At 63.8% G+C, this 26,044-nt stretch carries 23 protein-coding genes; 10 read left to right on the forward strand and 13 right to left on the reverse strand.

From position 1 onward, the window contains the following. From P3L18_RS05405 to P3L18_RS05430, 6 genes are all read left to right on the forward strand, one after another. Positions 1–759 (forward strand): CoA transferase subunit A, encoded by a 759-nt coding sequence (locus P3L18_RS05405; RefSeq protein ID WP_079929917.1) that lies wholly within the window; start codon positions 1–3, stop codon positions 757–759. Then, complete coding sequence (locus tag P3L18_RS05410) at positions 756–1,409, forward strand: 3-oxoacid CoA-transferase subunit B (protein WP_079929916.1); 654 nt, start codon at positions 756–758, stop codon at positions 1,407–1,409. Before P3L18_RS05405 ends, P3L18_RS05410 begins: the two co-directional genes overlap by 4 nt. Next, positions 1,406–2,590, forward strand: a complete 1,185-nt coding sequence (locus P3L18_RS05415) for an acetyl-CoA C-acyltransferase (RefSeq protein WP_276113524.1) — start codon at positions 1,406–1,408, stop codon at positions 2,588–2,590. Before P3L18_RS05410 ends, P3L18_RS05415 begins: the two co-directional genes overlap by 4 nt. A gap of 86 nt (positions 2,591–2,676) precedes the next feature. Then, positions 2,677–3,777, forward strand: coding sequence for an NAD(P)-dependent alcohol dehydrogenase (locus tag P3L18_RS05420; RefSeq protein ID WP_079932250.1), 1,101 nt, complete (start codon positions 2,677–2,679; stop codon positions 3,775–3,777). A gap of 139 nt (positions 3,778–3,916) precedes the next feature. Next, entirely contained in the window at positions 3,917–4,753 is an 837-nt protein-coding gene (eutJ, locus tag P3L18_RS05425) for an ethanolamine utilization protein EutJ (RefSeq protein ID WP_079932249.1), read from the forward strand. A 16-nt stretch (positions 4,754–4,769) separates the two neighbouring features. Then, entirely contained in the window at positions 4,770–6,941 is a 2,172-nt protein-coding gene (locus P3L18_RS05430; protein ID WP_276113525.1) for a helix-turn-helix domain-containing protein, read from the forward strand. A gap of 28 nt (positions 6,942–6,969) precedes the next feature. On the opposite strand, the gene P3L18_RS05435 is transcribed toward P3L18_RS05430, so the two are convergent. The 6 genes from P3L18_RS05435 to P3L18_RS05460 form a co-directional block, all read right to left on the reverse strand. Further along, a complete protein-coding gene (locus P3L18_RS05435) occupies positions 6,970–8,010 on the reverse strand; it encodes an alcohol dehydrogenase catalytic domain-containing protein (RefSeq protein ID WP_276113526.1) in 1,041 nt (346 codons plus the stop codon). Further along, on the reverse strand, positions 8,007–9,368 hold the full coding sequence (locus tag P3L18_RS05440) for a malate dehydrogenase (RefSeq protein WP_079932246.1): 1,362 nt from the start codon (positions 9,366–9,368) through the stop codon (positions 8,007–8,009). Before P3L18_RS05440 ends, P3L18_RS05435 begins: the two co-directional genes overlap by 4 nt. Then, positions 9,365–10,000 (reverse strand): hypothetical protein, encoded by a 636-nt coding sequence (locus tag P3L18_RS05445; protein WP_079932245.1) that lies wholly within the window; start codon positions 9,998–10,000, stop codon positions 9,365–9,367. The genes P3L18_RS05440 and P3L18_RS05445 overlap by 4 nt, the downstream gene beginning before the upstream one ends. A 64-nt stretch (positions 10,001–10,064) precedes the next feature. Continuing rightward, the gene (locus tag P3L18_RS05450; RefSeq protein WP_079932244.1) at positions 10,065–11,441 is read right to left on the reverse strand and encodes an aldehyde dehydrogenase family protein; all 1,377 of its coding nucleotides are present in this window, start codon (positions 11,439–11,441) and stop codon (positions 10,065–10,067) included. Positions 11,442–11,494: 53 nt separating this feature from the next. Next, the gene (locus tag P3L18_RS05455) at positions 11,495–11,812 is read right to left on the reverse strand and encodes a BMC domain-containing protein (protein WP_079932243.1); all 318 of its coding nucleotides are present in this window, start codon (positions 11,810–11,812) and stop codon (positions 11,495–11,497) included. Between the two features lie 142 nt (positions 11,813–11,954). Further along, positions 11,955–12,248 carry a EutN/CcmL family microcompartment protein gene (locus tag P3L18_RS05460; protein ID WP_079932242.1) on the reverse strand — a complete coding sequence of 98 codons (294 nt, stop codon included), beginning with the start codon at positions 12,246–12,248 and terminating at the stop codon, positions 11,955–11,957. A 198-nt stretch (positions 12,249–12,446) separates the two neighbouring features. Between P3L18_RS05460 and P3L18_RS05465 the strand changes: the two genes are divergently transcribed. The 4 genes from P3L18_RS05465 to P3L18_RS05480 all read left to right on the forward strand — a co-directional run bounded on the left by P3L18_RS05465 (position 12,447) and on the right by P3L18_RS05480 (position 15,611). After that, the gene (locus P3L18_RS05465; protein WP_276113527.1) at positions 12,447–13,451 is read left to right on the forward strand and encodes a hypothetical protein; all 1,005 of its coding nucleotides are present in this window, start codon (positions 12,447–12,449) and stop codon (positions 13,449–13,451) included. A 66-nt stretch (positions 13,452–13,517) separates the two neighbouring features. Then, positions 13,518–14,519 carry an HAD family hydrolase gene (locus P3L18_RS05470; protein ID WP_079932240.1) on the forward strand — a complete coding sequence of 334 codons (1,002 nt, stop codon included), beginning with the start codon at positions 13,518–13,520 and terminating at the stop codon, positions 14,517–14,519. After that, positions 14,516–15,328, forward strand: coding sequence for a 5'/3'-nucleotidase SurE (locus P3L18_RS05475; RefSeq protein ID WP_079932239.1), 813 nt, complete (start codon positions 14,516–14,518; stop codon positions 15,326–15,328). Before P3L18_RS05470 ends, P3L18_RS05475 begins: the two co-directional genes overlap by 4 nt. 1 nt (position 15,329) lies before the next feature. Beyond that, complete coding sequence (locus P3L18_RS05480) at positions 15,330–15,611, forward strand: BMC domain-containing protein (protein ID WP_079932238.1); 282 nt, start codon at positions 15,330–15,332, stop codon at positions 15,609–15,611. 481 nt (positions 15,612–16,092) lie between these two features. Here P3L18_RS05480 and P3L18_RS05485 read toward each other — a convergent pair whose 3' ends face one another. From P3L18_RS05485 to P3L18_RS05515, 7 genes are all read right to left on the reverse strand, one after another. Continuing rightward, entirely contained in the window at positions 16,093–18,594 is a 2,502-nt protein-coding gene (locus tag P3L18_RS05485) for a pyruvate, phosphate dikinase (RefSeq protein ID WP_079932252.1), read from the reverse strand. A 5-nt stretch (positions 18,595–18,599) separates the two neighbouring features. After that, entirely contained in the window at positions 18,600–19,247 is a 648-nt protein-coding gene (locus P3L18_RS05490; RefSeq protein WP_216354304.1) for a hypothetical protein, read from the reverse strand. A gap of 79 nt (positions 19,248–19,326) precedes the next feature. Then, positions 19,327–20,763: a hypothetical protein gene (locus P3L18_RS05495; RefSeq protein ID WP_079932251.1), complete on the reverse strand. Its 1,437-nt coding sequence runs from the start codon at positions 20,761–20,763 to the stop codon at positions 19,327–19,329. Between the two features lie 11 nt (positions 20,764–20,774). After that, on the reverse strand, positions 20,775–21,188 hold the full coding sequence (locus tag P3L18_RS05500; RefSeq protein WP_276113528.1) for a PEP-utilizing enzyme: 414 nt from the start codon (positions 21,186–21,188) through the stop codon (positions 20,775–20,777). Between the two features lie 132 nt (positions 21,189–21,320). Then, the gene (locus tag P3L18_RS05505) at positions 21,321–22,850 is read right to left on the reverse strand and encodes an AMP-binding protein (protein WP_079932235.1); all 1,530 of its coding nucleotides are present in this window, start codon (positions 22,848–22,850) and stop codon (positions 21,321–21,323) included. 5 nt (positions 22,851–22,855) lie between these two features. Beyond that, complete coding sequence (locus tag P3L18_RS05510; protein WP_276113529.1) at positions 22,856–24,298, reverse strand: aldehyde dehydrogenase family protein; 1,443 nt, start codon at positions 24,296–24,298, stop codon at positions 22,856–22,858. A gap of 200 nt (positions 24,299–24,498) precedes the next feature. Beyond that, positions 24,499–25,992 carry a helix-turn-helix domain-containing protein gene (locus P3L18_RS05515; protein ID WP_172399007.1) on the reverse strand — a complete coding sequence of 498 codons (1,494 nt, stop codon included), beginning with the start codon at positions 25,990–25,992 and terminating at the stop codon, positions 24,499–24,501. Positions 25,993–26,044: the final 52 nt, after the last annotated feature.

The following is a 26,044-nucleotide window of genomic DNA, read 5'->3' on the forward strand; positions in this document are numbered from 1 at the left end:
ATGACCGGCAAAGTATGGGACTCCGCGGCTGACGCGGTCGCCGACATCTCTTCTGGTGCCACGTTGACCGTCGGCGGATTCGGACTCTGCGGCATACCCGACGCGCTGATCGAAGCGCTACACGACACGGGCGCCGACGACCTACGCGTCTACTCCAACAATTGCGGAGTCGACGACTGGGGGCTCGGAATTCTTCTGCGCGACAGACGAATCAGCCGCATCACGGCCTCGTACGTCGGCGAGAACAAGGAGTTCGCACGCCAGTACCTCGCCGGCGAACTGGAAGTGGAGCTCACACCGCAGGGAACTCTGGCCGAGCGCATGCGCGCCGGCGGATGTGGCATACCCGCGTTCTACACACCGGCAGGTGTCGGCACCCCGATCAGCGACGGCGGGTTGCCCTGGCGCTATACCCCGGACGGCCAGATCGCGCTCGCGTCACCACCGAAAGAGGTGCGCGAGTTCGGCGGCAAACCGCACGTCCTCGAAGAGGGGATCGTTGCCGACTTCGCACTGGTCCACGCCGAAATCGGTGACACTGCCGGAAATCTGGTCTTCAACAAGTCGGCGATGAACTTCAACCCTCTCGCTGCCATGGCCGGGCGGACCACCATCGCCCAGGTCGAACAACTCGTCGCGCCGGGCGAAATCGACCCCGGCACGGTCCATCTGCCGGGCATCTTCGTGCAGCGTGTCGTACACACCGGCCCACAGTCCAAGCGGATTGAGAAGCGAACAACACAGGAGGCCGCGCGATGAGCTGGTCACGTACCGAAATGGCCGCGCGTGCCGCAGCCGAGATCACCCCCGGTGAATACGTCAATCTTGGAATCGGGCTACCCACTCTCATCCCGAACTTCCTCCCTGCGGGTGTGGAGGTCGTATTGCACTCGGAGAACGGCATTCTCGGCACTGGTCCGTATCCGGCCGATGCGAAGGTCGACGCCGACCTGATCAACGCGGGCAAGGAGACGGTCACCACGCTGCCGGGCGCGGCATTCTTCGACTCCGCGCTGTCGTTCGGCATGATCCGCGGAACCCACATCGACACCGCCGTGCTGGGCGGCATGGAAGTGTCCGAGAAGGGCGACCTCGCCAATTGGATGGTGCCGGGCAAGATGGTCAAGGGCATGGGCGGTGCAATGGATCTCGTGCACGGCGCTCGACGCGTGATCGTACTGATGGAACATCGCTCGCGCGACGGCTCGTCAAAGCTCGTCAGCGAATGCTCACTGCCACTGACCGGTCAGCGCGTCGTGCACCGGGTCATCACCGACCTCGCAGTCATCGACGTCACCGACGCCGGCTTCCGTCTACGTGAGACCGCGCCCGACGTATCCGTCCACGACGTCGTGGCAGCGACCGCAGCACCCCTCATCACCACACTCGACGAGGGGTTGGCGCGATGAGTCATTCGGTCATCGTCGCCGGTGCGCGCACCCCCATGGGCCGCCTCCTCGGCGCGCTGAGCACAGCGACCGCCGCACAATTGGGCGCAACCGCGATCCGTGGAGCTCTGCAGAAGTCGGGTTTCGACGCCGTCGACGTCGACCATGTGATCATGGGCCAGGTCCTCACCGCAGGTACCGGGCAGATCCCGGCACGCCAGGCAGCAGCGGGTGCAGGCATCCCGTTGACCGTGCCAGCACTGACGGTCAACAAGGTCTGCCTCTCGGGTATCGACGCCATAGTGTCTGCTGACCGGATGCTGCGGTGTGGCGACGCAGATCTCGTCGTCGCCGGTGGCCAGGAGTCGATGAGCCGTGCACCGCACATGCTTCTGACCTCACGGACCGGCATCAAGTACGGCGATACGTCACTTGTCGATCACATGGCCGCCGATGGCCTACACGACTCCTTCACCGACCAGGCGATGGGCTTGCTCACCGAGCAGATCAATGAAGTGTCGGACTCGCACGTCACCCGCGCCGAACAGGATGCGTTTGCCGAGCGGTCACACATTCTCGCCGCCAAGGCGTGGGCCTCGGGGATCTTTGCCGAAGAAGTCGTTGGCGTCGAACTGAGCTCGCGGCGTTCGACCGTGACCGTCGAGCGTGACGAAGGTATCCGGGAAGACATCAGCATCGACTCACTCGCGACGCTACGACCTGCCTTCTCCCCCGGCGGCACCATGACCGCGGGCAACGCCTCACCGATCTCCGACGGCGGCGCCGCAGTGCTGGTCACCACGGCCGAGCATGCACGGGCGCAGGGTGGCGACATCCTGGCCGAGATCGTCGCGCACGCCAGTGTGGCGGGACCGGATTCGAGTCTGCAGCATCAGCCAGCAGCAGCGATCGAAGCCGCCTGCCGTAAGGCCGGTATCGATGTCTCCGACCTCGACGTGGTCGAGATCAACGAAGCATTCGCGGCAGTCGGCATCGCGTCGACGCGTCGCCTCGGGATCGACCCGGAAAAGGTCAATGTCAACGGCGGTGCCATCGCGATGGGCCATCCGCTGGGGATGTCCGGGGCTCGAATCGTCCTGCACCTCGCACTGGAGCTGCGACGACGCGGCGGTGGCATCGGCGCGGCCGCGCTCTGCGGTGGCGGCGGACAGGGCGACGCGATCGTCCTCCGGGTCAATTGACCGGCGCCGGAGAGGTTTACCACCCCGGCCACAGCCACCGTCCCGCCATCCGGGAATCGACAAATCAACAGAAAGTGGTTGACAACATGAAAACAACAGCAGCGATTCTGACGGAGGCGAACGCCCCGCTCGAGCTTGTCGACGTCGACGTCGCCCCACTGCGTTCGGACGAGGTTCTCGTGCGCATCGTCGGCGTCGGTGTGTGCCACACCGATCTCGGCGTGATCGCAGCACCGGCCCCGGGTCAGACACCGATCGTCCTCGGCCACGAGGGCTCGGGCATCGTCGAAGAAGTCGGCAACGGTGTCACCGAACTCGCGGTGGGCGATCGCGTCGTGCTCTCCTATGCCCACTGCAACACTTGCGATCACTGCGCCGGAGGCATCCCGCAACATTGTCGACAGTTCATCCCGCTCAATCTGGTCGGCGCCCGCGCAGACGGCTCGTCGCCACTGAGCCGCGATGGCGACGCGGTCCTCGGCGCCTGGTTCGGTCAGTCGTCGTGGGCACGTCACGCCGTGGTGGCCGCGCACAACACCGTCAAGGTCGACGACGACCTACCGTTGGAGCTGCTCGGCCCCCTCGGGTGCGGTATCCAGACGGGCGCCGGGGCGGTCCTGAACTCGCTGAGTCCGGAACCCGGCTCGTCGATCGCCGTGTTCGCGGTCGGTTCGGTGGGGTTGGCTGCAGTGCTTGCCGCTGTGGCTGCCGGGTGCACCACGATCATCGCGGTGGACATCTCCGACGATCGCCTCGCCACCGCCGCGGAACTCGGCGCCACGCACACCATCAATTCGTCGTCCGTCGATCCAGCCGAGCGGATTCGCGAGATCACCGGCGGTACCGGCACGCGCTACTCCGTCGACTGCATCGGCTTCGAGTCGGTACTGCGGTCGGCACTGGAATGCCTGGACACGCCGGGCACGTGCGCGACGGTCGGCTTCCAGGGCCTCCCCAACGAGGTCGCGATCGACCAGGGGCACCTTCTGTTCGGTAAGACGCTGGTGGGTGTCATCGAGGGCGATGCCGTGCCTCGCGAGTTCGTTCCCCGCATGATCGAGCTCTACCGGAACGGCCGCTTCCCCTTCGACAAGCTGATCACCACCTACGATTTTGCCGCGATCAACGACGCCATCGACGCTGTACACCACGGCAAGGTCACCAAGGCGGTACTGACGTTCGGCTGACCTAGTCGAGCGTCACTGCACCTATGGATAATCACCCCCGGGTTGATTGTCTTTAAGGGACAATGAGCAGCACACACCAGTCGGTTAGAGTGTGGCACCGACAACACATTCGTCCCACTCGACCAACAGGAAGTGACACGTGACCACGAGTCACCCACGCACCGTGTGCGAGACCCTCGGCGTCGCCGGATCGTTGATCTCCGGCGACGCCGAGTTCCACGACAGCACCCAGACTCCGTCTGATCTCCGCACCGGGATCGACCTCGGTACCGCGACGTGCGTCATCGTCGTGGTCGACGCTGCGGGCCATCCTGTCTGGATCGATGTCGAAGCCACTGCAGCGATCCGCGACGGCGTGGTCGTCGATTTCGCGGGCGCAGCTGCGGCGACACGTCGCCTCAAGGCCGCGGCAGAGCAGGCGCTGGGAGTTGACCTGCGCGATGCGGCCACTGCATTCCCACCGTGTGTTGGAGTCGCCGAAAGCCGCGCCTGCAGGTTCGTTCTGGAAGCAGCGGACTTCGAAGAGGTGGTGCTCCTCGACGAGGTGACGGCAGCCAACAACACGCTCGAGATCTCCGACGGCGTCGTCGTCGACGTCGGCGGCGGCTCGACCGGCGTCGGGGTGTTCCGTGACGGCGAACTCCAAGCCCTCGATGATCGCGCCGGTGGCGGGCATCATCTCGACCTCATCCTCTCGGGCGCACTCGGCGTCGACCTCGCGGAGGCCGAAGAGCTCAAACGCACTGGGTCCGACAGCGAATACCTCCCCATCCTGCGACCCGGTTTCGAACGGATAGCGCAGAACATCGCTGAACTCACACGTGGCGCGGAGGAACTGGACATCCATCTCGCGGGAGGAGCGCTCATGTACCCGGGTGCCGACACCGCGATCGCCAAGTACCTCGATCGGCCGGTGCACACCTATCCGCACGCGAACCTCATCACGCCACTCGGGATTGCGCGGTCGGCCCCGTGAGTGCTGCGGTGTGATCGTGCACCTCTCGCCGGCGACACGTACCGACCTCGACGCACTGTTGGGGTCGGTGATCGAGGATTCCGCGACCGCGGAGGCCGCAGTAGCACGCTGTTTCGATGCGACCTCACCAATTCTGCTGTCTCGCCGCGACGACCTGACCTGGGTCCGCCTCGACTCGACCAACGGCGAGCCGGATCCGTCCGTCGAACTCGACCAATCCGACTACGCGGCGCTCGAATGCAGCAGCGGGCCACTGGTGCGGCGCGGAGTGGCGATCGGCGGCTACGCCCTCCTCGCCGAGACAGAATTCGATACCGACGATCTCGCACTCCTGTCGCGAATCTGCGTCTGGCTCACACTGATTCGGACACTCGATGCGGCGCGAAGCGAAGTCAGCGACTTCCATGACGAGTCGCGTGTCGTGGGCGATCTGGCCAAGCAGGTCCTCAGCGTCGCCGATCTCGATCAAGTGCTGCTCACCATCACCACCGAGACACTCCGGATGAGCGAATCCGATATCTGTGGAGTCTTCCTCCGCGAGGGCGACGAATTGCGGATGCGTTCCTGTGTTGGCCACCGATTGGTCGAGACCTCGCGACTGAGAATGGGCAAGGGACAGGGCGTCGCCGGGATGGTGTTCGAGACCGGCGCTCCCGCCAAAGTTGACAGCTACCTGCAGGACATGCGTATCAGCAACGACTTCATGTCCCTCGCCGAGAACGAGGAGACCCGTTCGGCTCTCGCGGTTCCATTGAATCTCGGCGACGACCTGGTCGGCGTCCTCGAGGTGTGGCGACGACGCTACTCGAGTTTCACCGGGCGGGATCTACGTCGACTCGAAGCGCTGGCCGACCTCGCGACGATCGCAATCGACAACGCTCGCCTCTACGATTCGCAGCGCAGCGCACTCACCGACCTCGAATCGACTCGTGCGCGCCTGCAGGGACAGATCTCGCTGCTCGACGAGACAGCTCGACTGCAGAAGTCGCTGATCGACATCGTTCTCGAGAACGGCGCCGTGTTCGCGCGGGTCGCACGGACTCTCCACGACTACCTGGGCGGAACCGTTGCCGTCGTCACAGCCGACGGAGTGATCGAAGCCCGCTACCCACGCGACGCCGACACCCAGGCCATCGACGCCGCGTGCACACACGCACGCGAATCACTGACTCGCGACGTCGGGCCGATCAGATCTGTTGGCGAGCAGCCTATTTGGTTGCACCCCATCGAACTGGGCAACGACCAATTCGGGATGGTCTGCGCCCAGGGCAGCACTGCCGGCGACGACCGGACGCAGGTTGCGTGCCAGCAGGCCGCTCTCGCGTGCGCACTCTTCCACCTACAGCAGCGTGCGGCGAGTCTCGCACGCGCGGAGGCGCTCGATCAGATCCTGTGGGATCTGATGGACGGCTCTCCCGAGCAGCGGGCAGCAGCCCGCGGACGCGCCCAACAGATGGGAATCTGGCTGCGCGGCTGGCATCGCATTCTGTACGGGTCGATCGAGAATCTTGATTCCATTGCACACCAGGAAGAGTGGAGCATTTCGTCGTCAGACAGGGCGCGACGGGCAATTCTCGATTCGGTGCGTTCGCTGACCTCTCCCGCGCAGCCGACGTTGGCAGGTCTCCGTGGCAACAGGCTCGTCGCCCTTGTGCCGATCCACGACCGCGACCGGGCGAGGGATTTCCTGCGTTCACTCAATGCTCAGCTGACAGCCGACCACCCCGACATCACCTTCTCGTGGGGACTGAGCACCGCTCGCGACAAGCCAGCACACTATGTCGAAGCATTCTCAGAAGCCAGAACCGCACTCGCTGCGGCGCAGCGACTCGGATCGGTGTCGCTGTACGACGATCTCGGCATCGTCCGACTGCTCCTCGGCCACGAGGATGCCGACTTCCAGTCCTTCGTGCGTGAGATCACCGGCCCACTACAGAATTACGACCGCCAGAACGCAGGATCGCTGATGCAGACACTTCGAGCCTACTTCGATTCCAATTGTTCACAGAAGGACGCGGCGGAACTGCTCTACATTCACCACAAGACGCTCGCCTATCGCCTTGACCGCATTCGTAAGCTCACCGGCCTCGACCTGTCGCAGCACAGCGACCGGATGCGTGCTGATCTGGCACTTCGGTTGCTCGAGGTCTCCGAACAAGCAGAACAACCGGAGACCGACGTGCCCTGACGGGTGCGTCCTGTCTCCGGCCGTGAACTCAGTCGAAGACGATCACTGCTTTGACACACTCTCGTGAGCGCATCGCGGAGTACCCCCGTGCCGCGTCCTCGATTCGCACATGCTCGTCGATCACTGCAGTCGGGTCGATGACCCCGGCGGCGAGCAATGGTCCGAGTTCGTCCCTGTCGCGCACTGCATTACCGATGGCGAACGACAGCGTGAGTTCGTCCGCGAATGCCTGCGCGACCGGCATCGGCCATTCGGCGGCACTGTGTACGCCAACCGACACCAACGTGCCGCGCTTGCGGATCATCGCCAAACCGGTGTCGAGTCCCCGTGCTCCGCCGACCGCTTCGATCACGACGTCTGCACCGCGGCCGTCGGTGAGTTCGTCGATGACAGCGCGGGCGTCGTCCGGGGCGACCCCGATCGCGCCGCACTTCTCTGCGAGTTCGCGACGCGCCTGCACGGGCTCGACAACCACCACCGGACCTGCTCCGCACGCCTGGGCTGATTGACTGGCCAGTTGCCCCACGGGGCCACCGCCGATCACCGCGAACGTCGCACCGGGACGGAAGTCCGCGCGACGGACTGCACCGTATCCGGTTGCGAGGATGTCGCCGAGGAGAAGCGCTCTCTCCCAGTCGAGTTCAGCGGGAAGGACCTGAAGTGCGACATCAGCGAACGGCACCCTCACCAGTTCTGCCTGCGCGCCGTCGAGTCGCGGTCCGAACGACGTGCCGGTGCCGAAGAAGGCCTTCTGCGCGCACTCCCACTGACACCCGGACCGGCACCACCAGCACGCACCGCACGAGATGAAGTCGGCCCCTGCAACACGATCGCCGGGTCGCAGACCACGCACTGCGGCACCGACGTCCACGACCACTCCGACGAATTCGTGCCCAAGCACATTCCCGGCGTCGAGCCCGTCACCATGCTCGGTGAGATGCAGGTCGGTGCCGCAGATGCCGGCGCGCAGGACACGCACGATGGCGTCGGATCCGTCTACGAGTACCGGATCTGCGACTGTGGTGACCGAGACCTCACCGGGCGCGGTATAGACGACCGCCTTCATCATGCATTCACCGCGTCGAGTGACTTCACACGTTCCGCGATACGGGCGGCAGCTCCCTGGAGATCACCCAATTCCGTTGCAGTGAGCGGAAGTTGCACGATCTCGGCGAGTCCAGAACGATTCAGGCGAACCGGCAGCCCGACATATCCAGAGGTAATTCCATACTCACCGTGCGGTGCTACCGTCGCCGCCATCACATCACAGGATTCGGTGATCATCGCGAGGACCATAAGTGCGGCGGAGAGACCTGGTGCGAAGAATGCGCTACCCGATTTCAACAGTCCGACGACCTCGGCTCCGGAGTTTCGGGCCCGATCGACAAGTCCTGCAACCGCGGTGGCACCGAGTACCGCATCGATCGGCCGCCCCGACACCGTCGCTTGCGACAGTGGCATCACCATCTCGTCGCCGTGACTGCCGAGCGCCAACGCCGACACCTCGTGCGGATGGACATTAGCGGCGAGCGCGGTCAACGCTTCGAACCTCGACGAATCGAGCACCCCGGCCATGCCGATCACCCTGCTCGTCGGGAGCCCGGTGACCTGCCACGCATGCTGGGTCATCTCGTCGAGCGGATTTGTGACGATGAGTAGCACCGCCTCCGGAGAAGCCGACACAGCCTCTTGCGCAAGCGAACCGACGATCGCAGCATTGGTACCGACCAGGTCTGTTCGGCTCATACCCGGGGTCCGCGCCTTGCCCGCGGTGATGACCACATAGTCGGACGCACCCGCCTCGGCAAGCGTGTTCACCCCACGGACCTTTGTCGAGAACCCGAGCAGCGGCGAGGCGTGTGTGATGTCCAACGCGATTCCGGCGGCGCGCTCTCCGGCAATGTCGACAAGGACCACCTCGTCGATCCTGTCGGACTCCGCGAGTCGCATAGCCGCGATCATGCCCACGTTGCCGGCACCGACCACTGTCACCCGTCGGGCTCGGCCATCCGCCCGCGAGCTCGCATTCGAGGTCGCCGCGCTCGACGGAGTGACAAGCCTGTCGACGCGCACGTTGGCCGCCAGCGGCCCACCCCTTCGGTACAACGCAGGCGACGGCGGGCTCAGCGGCGGCGGTGCGACGGTCCGTGATGCCTTATGTGGCAACGACATCGGTTCTTCACGACCCGTGGTCGGCGTAGCCGACGCACCGGTGAACGACGTCGCTGTCGTGTGCGCCGCGGCGGGTGAGATGGTGCCAGCAGACCGCCCGCTCTCCTCGGAGCCGCCGGCGACGACGATCTCGACGCCGGTGTCTCGCGCTCGCTCGCGCGCCAACGGCGTGACGATGTCGGTACGCCCGACCACGAGTTGCGTGGAGCCGGCAGCGAGCACGGCGTCGACGGAATCGGCCCCATGGACGCTCATCGCTTTGCCTCCTCCACTCCGTCAAGCGACTCGAGTGCGGCGACCGCTGCGTCGCGTGCGGTCGCGACTTCGCTCTCGCCGCCGGACAAGAACAAGCGGCCGAACCTACCGACTGCGCGGATCTCGATCACGCTGATATCGGCAGCCTTCTCTGCTTCGTTGGCGGCCAACGCGATATACGCAGCGGGGGCGCACTCGAGCACGAACAGACTGTCGCCCGGCATCAGCAGCGAACCCTTGCGCCACTTGTTGAGCAGCTGCGCCTGGTAGCCGTGCACGTTGGTGATGAACTGAGTCGACGCGATCTTCGGCTTGATGCGGTCGCTCTCGCTCATCCCGAGTTCGCCCAGCAATGCTTCACCGGCGGCCAACACCTCGGCCTGCTGCTCGGAATGTAGTTCCAGTAGGCCGAATTCACGCTCGATGATCTGCAGTGCGGGTCGGACACCCGCGGCTTTGAGTGCGATATCGGCGGCCTTGAACACTTCGTTGCCCGGCGCCATCTCCACGAACAGCTCGGCCATACCGGCCAGCGGCGGATCGCCGGGACTGGTTGCTGCAACGTGGGCTGCGCACTGAGGCTGCATGCGATCGATGAACGCATAGGTTCGTAGGGTTGCCTGATGGCTCATGTGAAGGTCCTCGGGAATAGTGGGGCGAGCAGCCCCGATGACGATGATGCGAAGCGCAAGAGGCTCACTCGTAGACTCCGCGCCACGGCCGGGCCAGGTGGGCAACTCGCTTGATGTTCACCAGGTGTAGCGGGGTCACGTTGTCGGAGCAGATCGAACCCGACCAGGTGCCCGTGCCCAGTTGAAAGGACGGGTCGACATTGCACGAGTACCCCATGCCGCCGAACAACGCGGGACTGTTGACGATGATGCGTCCCGCGGGCAGCTCGCTGAACTTGGCGATGACACCGGTGTCGGCCGCGTGGATGGCCACGGTGTGTCCTTCGCCCCCGAGCGCGAGGATCTCGCGGCAGCGACGCCAGCCGGCGTCCGATCCGTTCTCACGGTAGATGGTCAGGACCGGTCCGAGGATCTCCCGTGAGAGGAGGATGTCGGAGCCGACCGCGTCCAACTCCGCGCCCAGGACCTTGGTGGTCGACGGCACCGAGAAGCCAGACATCTCAGCAAGTCTCACCGCAGACTGACCAACTGCGTTGGGCCGCAATCCCCCGCTCTCGTCGAAAAGAGTGCGTGCAAGAGCCTGCTGCTGATCGAGCGTCAACCATGCAGTGCCCTCACGGGTCATCTCGGCAATGAGTCGATCGGCGACTGGCGAGTCGATGACCACGGATTGTTCTGCGACACATGCCGTCCCGTTGTCGAAGGACTTCGAGCTCACGAGCATCGTCGCCACTTCCGGGATGTCTGCCGCAGACCTGTCGACATACGCCGGAACGTTGCCCGCACCGACCGCTATCGTCGGCTTCCCGCTCGAGTATGCGGCGGCGACCATCGCTGGTCCCCCGGTGGCCAGGACCAGCCGCACGTCTCGATGTGACATCAACTCCGCCGTCGCAGGCAAGGTTGGCTGATGCAGGCAGGACACCAGATGCTCGGGCGCTCCGGCTTTCACCGCGGCTTCTGCCATCACCTCTGCCGCCGCCAGCGAGCACTTCGCCGCACGAGGATGCGGTGCATGCACGACAGCGTTGCCGGCCTTGACCGCTGCGAGGCTCTTGAACAGGACGGTCGCCGTCGGATTCGTCACCGGGATGATCGCGGCGATGAGCCCCATCGGCGAGCCGATCGCGGTGACCTTGTTCGCTTCGTCGGCCCAGAGAACACCGACTGCTCGGCGCTCGAGCATCCAGTCCGCCACGAAACCCGTGTTGAACCGGTTCTTGATGATCTTGTCTTCGAACACGCCGTAGCCGGTCTCGTCGGCGGCGAGCCGCGCGAGCTTCTCCGACGCCGCGTACCCGGCCTTGGCCATGGCACGAACGATGTTGTCCAGATACTCCTGATCTGCGCCGTCGATGGCGTCGAACGCCGCCTTGGTCGCAGCGACCTGCGACCGGACGTCGGCGAGGGCCGCCAGGTCGGGATCGAGAACTGCTGTCATCTCACTTGCCTTTCCTCACCACCTACTGCAGCGGTGTACGCACACAGCGGGACTCAGGCGCCCTTGGGACGGGTGAGCATTGCCAGAACGCTCTCGGTCTCCTCATGGGGACGCGGAATGACGTGGACAGAAACGACTTCGCCGGCCTTGCCCGCGGCGACTGCGCCAGCATCGGTAGCGGCCTTGACCGCACCGACGTCGCCACGAACCATCACGGTGACCAGTCCCCCGCCGATCTCGCGGTGACCCACCAACGAGACGTTGGCGGCCTTGACCATCGCGTCAGCCGCTTCGATCGCACCGACGAGACCCTTGGTCTCGATCAGTCCAAGCGCTCCCGCGCCGCGCGTAGCGGTTGTCTGTGGTGCCATTGTCGTGCCTTTCTCTTTTGGTTGCTCCTGCGTTGCAGGAGTTGTCGATTCGGCCTTCTTGACCGGACTCGTCGCGGCGGGCTCGGTTGCCCTACGCCCGGGTGTGGCTCTTTCTCGGGAACTCGTCATCTTCGTGAACTGTTCATTTCTCGTAGGTCACGTCTGAACCGACCACGAGGCTGTCGACAATGCCGATGGCCGCCGCGTCGACTGGCGCTTGTGCAGTCGCGGATTCGACCCGCGCCGCACCCCCGGTGGCAACGAGTACGACCTCTCCGCGGCCGGCACCGACGAGATCGACTGCGGCATAAGTACGCGTACTCACCTGGTCGGGGTCGGCAGGGTCAATATCGTTGAGCAGCAGGATGGTTCGACCTGCGATCGAATCCGGTTTGGCCGTGGAGACAACCTGCCCGACGACCCGTGCGACGCGCATCGTGCCCTCCTGTTCGATTCATCCGCCCACCACCTCGCAGGTGAGCGATGGAGACACAGTAAGCAAGCGAGCCGCAGCTACCTCTTATCAGTGCAAGATAAGAATGCGCGGGCCGTTTGTCTACGGAAGAGGTGACGTCCATCGCGGCGATCACGCAATCTGGTTCTCACACGATGGCGTGAATACGAGGGAGAGACAGTGATCGAAGACCAGGACGCCGATTTTCACAAGCCGACCAGCGACGATCCGACGTGGGCGGAGACCAACTTCTTCGGGTTCTATGTACCGGAAGCGCACCTCAATGTCGGCGTGTATGCGTTGTTCCGGCCGAACGTGGGCGTCGTCATCTCGACAGTTGCGATGAACTCCAAGTTCGTCGAGGCGCCGTGGCAGGCCGAGTACTGGGATGCCCAACACCACTTGGCGATCCCGCAGCCACACAATCTGCGCGACTACAAGCTCGCGAACGGGCTGTCGGTGACCTCACCCGACCCGAACAAGGTCTGGGACGTCGAGTTCGACAACGGCGACGGTGTAGCCGTCTCGTTCCGCTATACCGCGTTGGCCGACGCATTCGACATCCACGATCCCGCACAGGATCCGGTCGTCGCCAAAGCGCTCGCGGCAGCCGCCGACGACGACACCTTTGCATGGGGCGAGGCATACGCGGGCCACTTCGACCAGACCGGCAAGTTCGAGGGCGAGGTCTCCCTGCGTGGGCGCACCTACCCCGTCGATTGCGTGTCGACGATGGATCACAGTTGGGGGCTGCGCTCGGAGCATCAAGGACACACGATGAGCTGGCTGCACGCGCACTTCTCGGAGAACTTCGCGATTCACGCCATCCTCGACTTCGACCCCGATGGCGGACCGGACGCCGCAACCGACCTCACGCTGTCACACGGGTACGTGATGGAAGACGGCAAACTGTATGGACTGTCCGACGCAACCGGCCGCACAATCCGCCGCGGATTCTTCGCCCAGTCAGTCGAACTCGAGGTCACCGACAGCCGCGGCAAGACCCACCGCTTGACCGGCCTCGGTCGCACCGCTTTTCCCTGGCAGGCGGGGCCGGGCACCGTCGGCTACAACGTGCTGGCGCAATGGCGTTATGGCGGTGACAATTCCGCAGACGGCTGGGGTGAAATCCAGGACTTCATCGGCCCCCAGCACCTCTGCAAGATCTACAGCGGCGACATCTGAGAGACGTGCGCGACCACCAACGGTGGTCGCGCACGCTCGCCCAATCGGAAAGGACCACCCCAGCTCATGTGTCCACCTCCAACCGCGGTCATCTTCGACCTCGACGGCACCCTGGTGCAGACCCGCGAGGCGTCGTGGCAGGTGTTCGAGCCCATCGGCCGTCGACACGGGCTGGGTATCGACACCCCCGAAGCGTTCTACGAATTGTTCGCGGGCAACTTCTTTGCCTCCCTACGCGACGCGTGTCCACCACACCTTGTAGCCATTGTGGTCTCCGAATTCATGGATGCGCTCACCGACCATTACTCGCCGGTGATGGTTCCGGGACTCATCGACGTCGTCAAGGCGATGGTGCCGCACTCCCGTCTGGCAGTACTGTCGTCGAACACGACTCCAGTCGTCCGACGCGTGCTTCGAAACAACAACCTGGAATATTGCTTCTCACACGTGTTCGGCGGGGACGTAGAACCTGACAAAACCGTGGGCATCGCACGATTCCTCGCCGATGCCGCGTCAGGTTCGGGCCGACTGTGCCGCGCCTACTACGACGAGCCCCCGGTGTCGTCGAGCAATGACGAACGTCCGGAGGCTGACCCGCGCGAGGTGGTGCTCGTCACCGACACCGTGGGCGACGTCGAGGCGGCTGTGACAGCAGGAATTCGAGCCGTCGGTGTCGCGTGGGGAATGCACACCGAGGAGCAGTTGCTCGCGGCCGGAGCGGAATTCGTCGCAATCTGGCCGCAAGAGCTTCTCGCACACCTCTATGGGCGCGCAGAACACGACTGCGAGTGCGCGACGTCGTGTGCGGTACCCGCGGCCGACACCACGAACACCCCCACCGCGAAGCGACAGGGTGAGGCTGCTGCACGCCGCAACGAGCGACGTCGCACATCGGCGGAGCGCCTGCGCATGGCAGTGCACGCAACCATGACCGGGACAGCTGCCACACCCACCACCGTTCATAAGCTACACCGAGAATCACGCACGACAACGGGTTTCGCACCGACAACGCTGCGAAACAGCACTGATCCCGCACTCACCGCAGCGATCACGAGAACCATGCGATGACGAAGACGAAGACTATCCTGGTCACCAATGACGACGGCGTAGCGAGCCCAGGGGTCATTGCGCTCGCCGAGGTCGCAGAAGCCGCCGGACACGATGTGTGGGTCGTTGCGCCAGATCGCCAGTCCAGCGGAAGCGCAGCTGGATTGTGGCGCGATCCCGGGGCATCCCCGGTCGTCACGTCACGTCAGAACAGCACTCTGCGGAATGAGGTCCGTTCTGCAGCAACCCATCCGGGAATGATCGCGCTGCTGGCGATGACCGGCCAACTCGGGCCTATCCCCGACGTCGTACTCTCCGGAATCAACGACGCCTCGAATCTCGGTTCCGGCGTACTGCACTCCGGCACCGCGGGCGCAGCGATCGTAGGCGCCGGGCACGGCGCGGTCGGCGCCGCATTCTCGTTGTACTGCGACGACATTGCCGACAGCGCACCGCGTCAGTGGGACACGGCTCGGACTCTGATCGCCGACGTTCTCGACCACATCGTCACTGCACCGCCCGGCACCATCTTCAATCTGAACGTGCCCAACGTCGAGACACTCGACAAACCGATAGTGCAGGCGCAGTGGCGGGCAGAAGGATGCGTGCCGTCCCTGGTTCCGTTCATTGCAAGCTTTCACGACGCCAACGGAACGACGATGCTGCCGCCCTCGATCGAACGTCGCGTCGGTTCGGACATCGTTCTCGTCGAGGCCGGGTACCCCACGGTGTCGTCGATACGGATCACCGGAGACTCTCCCGTCGAATGGGCGGGTGCGACACCCCACTTGAGGCCAACAACGGATCTCACGACCACTAAGGAGCAATGACATGGCAGGTGCAGTAGGGATGGTGGAGTGCCGCGGTCTCGTCGGTGCACTCGAGGCGGGCGACGCAATGGTCAAGGCCGCCAATGTCACCCTCGACGGCTGCCGCGCATTGCGCAACGGGCAGGTGACGGTACTGGTCCACGGCGATGTGGGTGCGGTCCAGGCGGCGGTGGCAGCAGGCGTGGCTGCAGCCGAACGCGTAGGCGAACTCTATGCCTCACACGTGATTCCACGTCCCCATCCCGAGGCCGAGGTCGTCATCGATGAATCCTTCCCTTCCTGAACGCGCGTTACCACGTAGCGCCACTGATCGTCCCGAAACCCAGCTACTCCTCGACTTCGCCGCCCGATGGCACCGATTTGGCGGCGGCTCGGCAGAAGACATCTTCGTCACGTTCGGTGTGGACAGGGCGACGTTCGGGCGCCGTGTGCTCGCGGTTCTGGACACGACCGTGGTGGATCCCCGTCTCTCCGAGGCGTTGCGAAGCACCTACGGGGTCGGCCTCGGCGCGTAGCGCTCTGTCTGCTGCTCACCATGAGCGAATCGCCAGGCAGGCCCGACCACGGGCCTGCCTGGTGTCGTGCACTGAGAGGCGTTGCGCGCCACGAGGGGCGGTGCGCTGGTAGAGCCAGTGCCCCGCGCAGCTACATGGCCACGCGCACGAATTTCCTGCCGGCCCAACAATGCCTGCAATACCGCCACAGACCCGTCCCCGAGAGCGCCGGATGCTCTCGGGGACGGGTCTGTGCTCGGGCTGCAGGCTCTACCTGGCCACGGCCAGACGAGCCGGTCGTAGCTCGTCAACGGACACTGCGAATCGCTTAATTCCTTTGCGCCGCAGCAGATGCACTGTTTCATCCGACACGGCACCGGCCAATCGGACACTCAGCGTGGCCGGGGACTCGAGCCGCTCCAACGTGTCGTCGACCAGTTTCTCGACGAACTCGCTGATCTTCTTGCGCGGATCGATGTCGATCAATCCGTCACGGACGTAGCTGTCGAGGGGCTCCGCCGCCAAGAGATGTCGCGGCGGGATTCCGTACGTCGCAGCCTGCAATCGCTGCAGCTCCAGCCACACCTGGTCGAGTTCGGCAGCAATCGCGGGGATCTCCAGTACCCCTTGCGTATTGGTGACGTACCCACCGAGTCTGACCGGCACGCCGATCGAATCGCGAAGGGAACGAAGCGCTCTTGCCTCTGCCGCACCACTCATCCGCGGGCTGACGAAGCACACCGACGCGCCGGTGCCCTCCGCAGCCTTGGCGAGGCCTCGCAGTTGGGCGGAGACGAGCTCGGGCGAACCCATCGGCATGGCAACCTGTGGATGCATCGCGCAAAGATTGGCCACCGACAGCAGTTCCGCGACATCGTCAGCGTGGAAGTCCAGACCGCGGATGTCGACCTCGACCGAGCTGCCGACTGCCGCGAACAACGGCGTGAAGGCTTTGACTATCGCCGACTCGAGATCCGCTGCAGCGGCGGTGAGTTCTTTTCCTGATTCCAGATCTGCGACGAGTTGGTCGAGAAGACCGGCCGTCACCAAGACGTCGTCGACGGCGCTCACGACACCATCGCCACCGCGCGAGTTGACCTCGGCAACCTGGTCGACAGTGTGGGCGCGCCCGAGGACCGAGATGCCCGCGTTTGCCGATGCGGCCAGGTCGAGGAGTGCGGCGAGTCCGTCGCCCCCCTCGCCCGCCCCGTCGACCAGGGTGATCTGACCGTCGATCACATCACCGGTCGCACCATCGAGGCTGACGAGGTCACCGGTAGTCCAGGTTCGGTCGCCGACCGTCATGATTCCGGCGGTCGGATCGATCTGTAGTTCAGCACAGCCGACGATGCAGGTCGTTCCCAGTGCTCGTGCGACAACAGCCGCGTGCGACGTCGAACCACCTGTGGCAGTGACGATTCCGTCAGCTGCGATCATGCCGTGCAGGTCAGTCGGGCTGGTGATCGGACGCGCAAGTATTGCCGGACGTCCAGCCTTGGCCGCCTCCTGAGCCGACTCCGAATCGAAGTAGAGTTCTCCGACGACCTGGCCCGGCGATGCGCCCACACCGCGCGTGATCACCTTGCCGGATTCGGTTGCGGCGGCGAGTTCTGCGGGATCGAATCCCGGACGCTGCACATTGCGAACCTGGTCCAGTGATACCGAACCCAGAGCCGCCGCAGCGTCGATGATCCCTTCGTCGTACATGTCCGTTGCGATGCGGATCGCCGCTCGCGCAGTGCGCTTGGCACTCCGCACCTGCAGCATGTACAACTCACCCCGCTCAACAGTGAACTCGATGTCGAGCATGTCCTGCCGTCTGCGTTCCATTGCTTCGCACGTCTGTGTCAGCTCGGCGAACGCGTCGGGAGCTTTCTCGGACATCTTCTGGACGGGGTCTGGCGTTCTGGTTCCCGCGACAACGTCCTCGCCTTGGCTGGCCTCGAGGTATTCCCCGAACATGCCGAGTTCGCCAGTGACCGGGTTCCGAGTGAACACCACGCCGGAACCGCTGTTCGAGTCGAGGTTGCCGAATGCCATCGACTGCACGACCACGGCAGTTCCGAGGTCGTGGGGAATGCCGTGGACGTCGCGATAGGTTACTGCGCGACGCGTGTTCCACGAGCGGAAGACCGCTTCCACTGCCCCGATGAGCTGTTCGTACGGATCCGTCGGCACGACGTCGTCGGAATCCTCGGTCAGTTTGGCGGCACAGTAGGACCAGACGGCGTCGTACACGCCACCCGCTGACGCGTCGTCTGGCAACCCGTCGAGGACTTCGTCGAGTTCGTGACGCTCGGGGACCTCGAAGGCGTCGAGCACCGTCTCGGCATACATACCGTGAAAACGGAATACGACGTCAGCCATGAATCGGACGTTGCCGGTGACATCTGCGAGAGCAATCGCGGATTCTCGGCTCACGCCGAGATTGAGGACAGTGTCCATCATGCCGGGCATCGAGACCGGGGCCCCGGATCGCACCGACAACAACAACGGAATCGGCCCTGCACCAAACGTTTTCGACGTTTCGGCTTCGACGTCGGCCAATCGTGAGGTGATCTCGGAGATCAACGACTCAGTGAGTTCTCCGGCCTCCAGATAGTTGTGGCACGCCGCTGTCGAGATCACGAAGCCCGGCGGTACCCGCAGACCACTCCTGGTCATCTCTATCAATCCGAATCCCTTGCCGCCGACCTCGTTGAGGTCCACATCTCCGGGGTCGGTGAATGCGCGGGTCACGCCGGTGCGCGTTGTCGGCGAGGTGCCGCTCATGGTGGTCATTCCTTTCGCTTTCTGCCCAGGGTGCGCAGCAGGTCTTCGTGGAACTCGAACCAGACGTTGTGCACCGAGTCACGTGTCGGATCGGAGACAAATGCGATGTCGCCCGCATCTACTTTGTCGAGCGAGTCACGAAACCTCGTGATGTAGATACGGAATCGCGGATCGCGTTCACCCAGCGTCTCGAGAAGGCCGGCCAATCGCGACACGAGCTTGTCGATCTGCGAGATGATCTTGTTGTCGTAGTCGGAATCCGAGTGATCGTTGGTGATCTTGCGCCCGCCGACTTCGATCTGCTGCCATGCCGACATCGCCCGCAGGAACCGCGCATTCACGTCTTCGAACTTGTCAGCAACCGCAAGAACGGCAGGATCGGTCCGTACGGAAGCGTAGATCTCGGCCGCGGATTCGGTGAGCGTCTCAGCGCTGGCATCGGTGGGCAACGCGTTGTCGCCGACCAGCACGATGAGATTGCGATCGGCAAGAGTCGCCAGCGCGGCCTGCGCTGCGTCGAGGTCAAGGGTGGTGGTATCCGCCACGCCGGCGGCGGTGGACATCTTCTTCAATGCCACCACGTTGAGCGCATCGTAGAGATCTTTGTCCAAAAGTGTTGATGTCATTGGATTCCTCGGGTTACCAGAAGCCACTCGCGGTGGCCGTCCAGGCGAATACTCAGACGACCACCGCGAGATGACGATCGGTGTCAGTGGATACGTTGGTGGCTGATTACAGCCACGTGTACTTGGACGAGCGGAGGTCCGCGTTCTCTCCGAACGGCAGGTAGCCGCGACCAGAGAAGATCTTGTGCGGCACGACCTCCTGAGCGAATCCACGCTTGGTGATGTCGTAGTAGTAGTTGGCGACCCGCTGGTCGACCTCCCACATCTGTAGATCGCGGCAACACTTCTCGTACACCCCGGCGCGCTGCAGGTAGGGCTGGATCATGTCTACGTAGTAGACGTAGTGTCCCGACCAGATCAGGTCCCGACGCGGCATCCGCGAGATCTTGCGATACAGCTTGAGCGTTGCATCCTGGATCTTGGGCAGTTCGCCGGCGAGGTCACCGATGGGCAGTGTCCGCAGTTCGCTCATCGGGGAGTCCCACTTCTCGCGCGCGAAGACTGCGCCCCCGACGATGGCGGGGATGTAGTTCTTCGGACGGGTGAATGTGGTCGAGATGTCGTTGACACGAATTTCCTGTAGCCCCATCGCTTCTGGATCAATTTCCAGAGCCACGGTGTACGCGTAGGGAAGTCCGGCATCCTCACACACGTCAGCCCAATGGAAGATCGGCTCGTTCACGAAGAGGTCCCGCAGAATCAGCAGATTGCCGTTGGGCAGCTCGTAGGGGCCTGTGTCGCCGAGTCCGAGGCGGTTGTCGAAATGTTGCAGGAATGCCAACAACTCCGCCGCGGCGTTGAACTTCGTCAGCGCGGTGTGGTCCGGGGCGCCTTCTTCGAGCGGGACGAGCTGCGCGGTCAGCGTCGACAGGAAGTCCTCATCGTGGATGGCTCCACGGTAGCGATCCTGGGAGTTCAGGATATAGCCGTCCTGACGCTTGCCCCACAGAATGCGCTGCATGAACTTGAGCATCGTGTTGGATTCTTCGACGTACTCATCTGGGCCGATCGCCTCCAGAGCGAGGAGCCCGCAGCGCCCCATACCGAATCCGACTGCACCGATCGACCAATCGTGCACCGAATTGACCTTGGTGCCGACTTCGCGCCGAGCCGACGCTCCGATGTCCAGAAGACCCTGCGCACCAACGGTATCCGTCGCCAGACGGAGGAACTCGGGCCAACGGTAGAACTCGTGCATGAACGCCAGGATCTCGTACTCCTGCCGCGGGATCATTCCCGAGACACCCTCCGTTGCACGCATGACGAGCGTGTCCCAGATATTCCAGGCGAGGTAGTTGTTGAGGTCATTGAGTTCGTCGAGCGTGAACTGTTCCTTCAGGACGTCATCCTTGCCGACCTTCTCGAGCACTTTGCTCTTGGCACGTGCTCGCATCATCTTGTCGCCGAGGATGCCGTCGGTCACAGGTTCCATCCCGACGAAGTTGCCCTCGAAGGTCAGGTCTTGAAAACGGAGTCCGTCGTCCTCCGCGCGGTAGCGATCCTTGTAGGTGGCCTTGGCCCCTGCTTGCGCGTTGATGGTCATCTCCACTCCCCTCAGACCAGACTCACTCGGCCGACTTCGTCATCGTCGCAAAGCAATTGCACCTTCTTGCCGACGAGCGCCTCCGTGATCTCGACGAAATGCGAGTTGTCGGTGTTACCGACCTCGTACCGCGAGTCACTGTCGGTCAGGTGCGCGGTCATCACGCACGGGATCTGAAACTCGCGCGACAGGATGCCCAGGTGCGACTCCGGCGCCCCCGACATGGTGATGACGCCGATGGCACCCATGCTCAACGCGGGCGTGAGGAAGGTCGTTGTCCCACCCCGGACCAACAAGATGAACTCGCTAAGTTTGCCCGACTGGACGACCTCGATCACGTCCTGGGGCGAGTCGAGGTACTTCACCTCGCCCACCGGTGACTTCGTTGTCTCGAAGGCGTTGTAGCCCTCTGCCACTACCTGCATGGAATCTCCTCTAACTGAACCAGTTTCCCGGTATCTGATGTTCCGTAGCTCACAATGCTCCGTAGTTGTGTGCTGGCGCACTCACCATCGGGACAGACATGGACGCGCCAAGCTATCCGCGACGGATAGGGGCTACGTCGCTGCCATTGAGTCGAGCTCGGAAAGCTTTCTCCTGAGCAGCTTTCCCGACGACGTGGTCGGCAGTTGGTCGACGAACACCACGTCACGTGGCCGCTTGTACGCGGCTAGCCGATCAACACAGAACGCCAGAATCGAGTCCTTGTCCGGCTCTCGATCGGCGCGCAGGACAACGTATGCGACCGCGATCTCACCCTTGACGGCGTCGGGGCGACGACCGATCGCGACCATGGCGACGTCCGGATGTGCGGCCACAACTCGTTCGATCTCGGCTGGATACACGTTGTATCCAGCCGTGATGATCATGTCCTTGAGTCTGTCAACAATGAACGCGTGGCCCGAATCATTCTGGTAGGCAACGTCACCCGTGCGTAGCCAACCGTCCTCGGAGAGCACCTCAGCGGTCGCCTCCGGCCTCCCGTGGTAGCCGAGCATCACCAGCGGCCCACGCACCATCAGCTCCCCCGCCTCGCCCATGGGCACCGGGTCGGTCGACCCGTCGATCGGCGCAACAGCGATCTCGTTGCCCGGTAGGGACACACCGATCGAACCCGGACATGCGGGCGCATACACCGAGTGAGTTGTGCCGAGACCGGACAGTTCGGTCATCCCCCACAGCTCGAGTAGTGGCGCGCCGGTCAGCTTCTCCCACTGTTCGATGATGATGGGCGAAAATGTCTGCCCGCCAACGGTACTCACTCTCAACCCGGAGAGATCGGTGGTCGCCATATCGGGGGCGGCAAGAAGCATCGAATACATCGCGGGTACGCCTTCGAACACTGTCACGCCGTGCTCGGCCATCAGGCCGAATGCCACACCCGGGTCGAATCGCTCCATGAGGACGACGGTCCCTCCGGCCAAGAAGGTGCCGTTGATCGCCACGTTGCCGTACACATGCGCCGCCGGGAGCGCAGACAGGATCACGTCGCGGTGCGTCTTTCCGTGCATCGTCGCCGTGTGCGCGCAGTTGAGCAGTACCGACTCCAGCGACTGCATCGCACCTTTGGGGTGACCGGTCGTCCCGGAGGTGTAGCCGATACTGCCCAGATCGCGGGGTTGGCGTTGCGCGATCGGGAACTCAGCGGCATCACCCGCAGCGAGCAGTTCGTCGAACGCGGCGTCGAAGGTGACGTTGACCACAAGGTCGATATCACCCAGGAACTCGCCGACACGCTCGGCCTCGTCAGCGCCGAGGAACAATCCCCTCGCCCCGCAGTCATTGAGTACGTAGTTCAGTTCAGGGCCGGTCAACATCACGTTGATCGGGTTGACGACACCGCCGACTTTCAGGACGCCGTGATACGCGACGATCCACTGCCAACTGTTCTGACCGAACAACGACACCACGTCGCCGACGCCGAAACCCCTGTCGCGCAGCGCTGAGGCCACCCTGTTGGACAGGGCGTCGAGCTCCGCGTAGGTGAGCGTGCGAGTGGAGGTGATCAGTGCGACCCGGTCGGGGTGGCGGAGAGCTGCCCACGGAAGAAGTTCCGCGAGGCTGACTGCGGGACGAGAGAAGGTCATGACGGTCAGGCCACCGTGCCCTCGACGCGATTGAGGCACACGGTCTGATGATTGGTGTACTCGGCCAGGCCGTGTAGCGAGTTCTCGGCTCCGATACCGGACTGCTTGTGGCCTCCGAAGACCTGGTGGGGCGAATACTGGTGAACTTCATTGAGCCACACAGTTCCTGCCTCGATCTGACGGCCGATCCGCTCGACGGCCTCGAGGTCGTCACCCCACACCGTGGCGCCCAGGCCCCACACGGTGTCATTTGCCCGCGCGATCACGTCCGCTTCGTCATTCCACTTGAGCAGCGGCAGAATCGGTCCGAACGGTTCCTCGGCAACCAGCCGCGACTTCTCCGGCGGATTGTCCACGAGGGTGACGGGCACAAACCAGCCCTCGGCTTCGTTGTCGATCTCCCCACCGAGCGCGAAGGTGTAACCGTTGGCCTTGCAGTCGTCGAAGTACTCGGTGACCTTTTCCAGCTGAGGCTTGTTTTGGATGGGACCGAGTTGCGTATCGGCGTTGGCGCCGTCGCCGACCACGACGGTCTTCGCGTACTCCACCAACTCGTCGCGCACAGCGTCATAGACGTCGTCGTGGATGTACACACGCTTGGCCGCATTGCAGAACTGTGCGTTGTTTTGGAATGCAGCCCAGAAGATCTGCGGTGCAACCTTTTTGGGGTCGACGTCGGGTAGGACGATAGCCGGGTCGTTGCCGCCGAGTTCCAGGGTGACCCGCTTGAGCGTGTGGGCAGCAGAAGCCATCACGTGCCTGCCGGTCTCGGTGCTTCCGGTGAATGCGATCTTCGCGATGCCCGGATGCGACGTCATCCACTTGCCGAGTTCGTCATCCCCGGACAACGCGCTGAACACGCCTGCGGGCACGAGATCCTGCACGATCTCGGTCAACCGCAGATCACAGAGCGGCGTGAACGGCGACGGTTTGACGATGATGGTGCAGCCCGAGACGAGTGCCGGGGCGATCTTCCACACCGCCAGCAGGATCGGAAAGTTCCAAGGAACGATCGCTCCGACCACACCGAGCGGGGTGTGCCGGCTCATCACCTTGCGCTCTGGAGTGTCCTCCAGAACCTCTTCGGGAAGCTCCTGCTTGGCGATCTCGCGGAACCACGCGATCGATCCGTAGACCTCCCACTCGGCCATTGCACGCGGCTTACCCTGTTCGGAGGTGAGCAGCGCCATGAACTCCTCGGCATGCTCCTCGAGGCGGTCGCCGATGGCCGACACGATAGCCTGACGCTCGGCAATCGGCCTCGCCGACCAGGCGGGGAACGCTGCGCGCGCCGCTTCGACGGCGCGATCGAGGTCCTCGGGACTGGCAACCGGAACGTCGGCGATGACCTGGCCGGTGGCAGGGTTGTAGACCGGCGCGGTCGCATCGGACCCGACACGCTCGCCGTTGATGATGTTGGCGTACTTCACGTCCGTGGGCGCACTCATGCGATCTCCTCGAAAGCAGCGATGCGCCTCGGTGTTCGCCGGCACATCGCGTGGATGACTATGGCATTCATCACTGTGAACGCTTGCGTCTGCACCGAGTGTCCTGATTTCGAACACTCCCCGAGGGAGTACGTTTCGGCGCCAGCTACTCCTCGTGGCAGTGATGCAACGCGGACCCACGGCCGCACCAAGGATGCGGATCAGCCGATGCCGTAGTAGCGAATTCGCTGGTAGAGGGTATTCCTGCCGATCCCGAGCGTGGTGGCGGCAGCCGCCTTGTTGCCGTCGGAGGCGCGTAGCGTAGCCATGATGGTCGCGCGCTCTGCGCGCTCGAGCGGCGTGAGAACACGATCAGGCTTTGCGCGATGCGTCACGGGAAGGTCTTCGACGGTCACATCGCCCGCGTTCCTACCTCGCAGTGCCGTGCGAAGCACATGGTCGAGTTCTGTCAGATTCCCCGGCCAGTCCTGGGCGGCAAGCGCCTCAATAGCTGAGGGTGTGATGCGAATCTGCGTCGACGAACGTGAGTACACGCCGGATTCGTCCGGACCTGATGCAGCGATGACGCGATCGAGAGCAGCGCGCACGACGGCTGGAAACTCGGCACCTGCATCGCGCAGCAGAGGACGTTCCTCTCGCACGTCGGCGACGGCGGCCAGCGCTTGATGCTCGTTGGGGAGGTCGTCGTCGGTCAAGGTGATTACCACCGAATTCGTGGCCGCGCCAACCGTCGCCCTCAGTATCGCGGCCTCGCGCGGGCTGCTGAGGTGCGCGTTGTCCACGACCAGGGGCGTTCCGACAGATTCAGCTCGACGGAGCCGCGATGTCCAGTCCTCGGCTCCGCCGACATCGATCCACGTTGCGTCGACGCCGGCGAGTTCGCGCGCGCGCGTCGTCTTACCGGTTCCGGGTGCTCCGATCACCACGGTGATGTGCCCGCCGCGACGTTGACCAGTCGGATCCTCCACGCCGAGACGACTACCTGCCGCGCCTTTCATCGGATGGAAAACCGTCTCATGGGGAACGACCTCGATCAGCACCCCGTCCCTGCTCTCGTCGACGAGTCGTGCGTGCACGTCGACGGGACGACCCGACGCCAGGGAAAGGCTTCGCGTCACATGTTCGCGATCCGAGAGATCAGCAGCGAGAGCCCGCAAGGCAGGGTGATCGTCACCGCTGATCAGATCCATCGCGGCGGCATTGCTCAGTGCCAGATTCTCGCCGAACAGCATGATCGCGGACTTCTTTCGGGCCGCCTCCATCTGAAACTCGGCGAACAGTCGCTGTTCACTGAGCTTCGACCCCTCGTGAAGCCGTTGTTCGATATCCCGAACGGCGCGCATCAGGAAAGGACCCAGCAGGTTGCTGATGTCCTCCACGGGACCGGTCACGTCCAGGACGCCCTCCAAACGCCGAGTGATCGGGTGAATGATCGGCGCGCCGTAGCAACAGAAGACGCGTAGCGCCTCGAGGAAATGCTCGTCGCCGGCAACCGCGATCGGCTTACGGAGTTCGAACGCAGTCGCCAACGAATTGGTGCCACTGGTTTCTTCGAGATAAGTCGCCCCTGGAACCGCTTTGGCACGGTCGAGATGCCGGTCGGCCACGCGGCTACTTCGGCGTAGATCGACGATCCGGGCCGCGTGGTCTGCAAGCAAGATCGAGAACCGGGTGTCACTGAGTTCGTCGACCATCCGGGTCAACACCGGGTCGGCGGCGCGCAGGAGTCGGCTGTGCCGGTCGACC

Source organism: Gordonia sp. N1V (genome assembly GCF_029269935.1).
Taxonomy (GTDB): domain Bacteria; phylum Actinomycetota; class Actinomycetes; order Mycobacteriales; family Mycobacteriaceae; genus Gordonia; species Gordonia polyisoprenivorans.